The following is a 1988-nucleotide window of genomic DNA, read 5'->3' on the forward strand; positions in this document are numbered from 1 at the left end:
TACCTGACTTCCGTCGTTTTTCTCCAAACCTAGTACTCAGGAGTCAAGCAGCATACAGTTTTTGAAGAGATTTTCAACCTCCTTTTCGGACAGATATAGTGCATCCAGGGTTGTCAACCCAGTCAGCTCTTTGACTTTTTCGTTGACAGCCTGATCCCTGGATATGTTGATATAGGAGTCTTTTTCTATTTTTACCACCCGGAAGTCACGCATAAAGTGTATCAAATCGTAGGAATTGATCTTGTTTTTAAAGACTTTGATCTCTAATACCCTTAAAAGAAACAAGCTAAGGTAGCAGATTAAAAAATGCCCATAGATTGTTTCTTTTTTATGTACATAAACCGGACGGGCGTCCAGATAAGACTTCGTGATCCGGAAAGATTCCTCGATCTTCCATAAGCTGTGATAGGTCCGATAGACCTGGAGCGGATCCATATCCAGCTCTGATGTGACCATAAGGTTGTATCCGGCATACTTCAGATCTTCCTCAATCTTCTCCTTATCAATTTCTACAACAGGCTTTATCCTTTTCCCGTTTTTGTCTATGTTTGTGATCTTCACGTATTTCGCAGAATCCCCTAGTTCTTCCCGGGCCACGGTTTTGTAAGTGGCATAGCCGGAAGCTTTGTCTGCCATTTTTCGGATCTCCGCTTTTTGCTTTTTCGCCAGTGCAGGGTTGTAAGACACGATCCTTTTTTCGGTCACTGAAAAAGTCTTTGTGGTGTCTTTTCCGGTCTTAGGATCATTTTCTTCAAAGTGATAAGAAAAGGTATCTACGCAGGATTTGAGGCGGAATAAGAGATTCCCATCTTTGTCCCTGTAATCCTTCCATACATTTTCATCGTTTTCCAGGATGAGCCATTTCTTTTCTTTCTGGCTTAAATTCCTGCCGTGTACAGACTTGGAAAAAATATACCCGTCATCCGCTTCTTTCGCGGCAGCATAAATATTCCTGGCGCAGTTGAGCCCTTTATCTGCGACCTGCACCGTCTTTCCGGAAACTTTATAGCGGCCCTTCATTTCCTCGATGATCTTCCGGATATAAGGTTTTTCAGATTCATTTCCGGGATACATCTGCATGGCCACCGGCACCAGGTCTGCATCCAGAAGGAGCGCCTGTCCGATGACTGGGTCATGCCGGTTTTCTTTGGAAGGGCCTTTCTGCTTATCCTGATAGGGCAGGTCGATCTCGAAATAATAATTCGTACAGTCAAAAAATACATTGCCGAAATCCCTCTGATAGTACTGCTCATAGCAATGGTTAAAGAGTTCGATATATTTTTTATAGGATCCGCCGATAAAAGATAACCCGTCGTAAACCTGATCTTCCGAGATCGGGGAACTGTTGTAAAGATGAGGAAAAACGGCAGAAACAGTTTTTGCTTTGGAGCATGGACAGATAACCCTGGAAAAAATAAGCTGGGCGATCATATCATAAACGCTGAACTGGAAGCGCATCTGGGCAGCCAGGATGTCTATGACATTCCGGACATTCAGTTCTTCTAAAAGTGTGTGGAGGAGAAAATGACCGAGGTTGTATTCCACAGGGGCAGTAAAAGCACGGGGGCGGGTCTTTTCTGCGAGAGCAGCAGCACGGTCTGCATTTTTTTTGGCAACAAAGTCAGTATAATAAGCGACAGGATCGGGGATTTCGTCAGAGATAAGATCCTGGACATAGCCAAAAGCCATGACACTATTTGAACGTGGCTGTTTCTTTTCTTTATCCCAGTGGGACTCATACATTTGTAAATAGATCCCTTTTTTCTTTTTTTCTTTTCTTAAATAGTATGCCATAATTGACCTCCGAACAAAGTGCTATAGAGTACTATTATTATAACATATCAAAAAAATTTTTCCAATAAAAAAAGCCCCGAAAGGGCATTAAAAATCTGTTGTAAATAAAGGAAAAATCGAGGGACGGAAGAAGAAACGAAAAAAGAGAAGAAAAGAAACGCCGGAAATTTCCTAGTACTACGACGGAAAACGGG

Annotated in this window: 1 protein-coding gene; it reads right to left on the reverse strand. The window is 42.4% G+C overall.

The window, feature by feature from the left end; all coding sequences use genetic code 11:
* Nucleotides 1–36: 36 nt before the first annotated feature.
* Nucleotides 37–1794 carry an IS1634 family transposase gene (locus B5G00_RS18380; RefSeq protein WP_087275078.1) on the reverse strand — a complete coding sequence of 586 codons (1758 nt, stop codon included), beginning with the start codon at nucleotides 1792–1794 and terminating at the stop codon, nucleotides 37–39.
* Nucleotides 1795–1988: the final 194 nt, after the last annotated feature.

It is taken from the genome of Blautia sp. An46, assembly GCF_002161645.1.
Taxonomy (GTDB): Bacteria; Bacillota; Clostridia; order Lachnospirales; family Lachnospiraceae; genus Blautia; species Blautia ornithocaccae.

Excerpts from the sequence above, each read along its gene's own strand:
- B5G00_RS18380 (WP_087275078.1), bottom strand. The coding sequence starts at position 1,794 with ATGGCATACTATTTAAGAAAAGAAAAAAAGAAAAAAGGGATCTATTTA.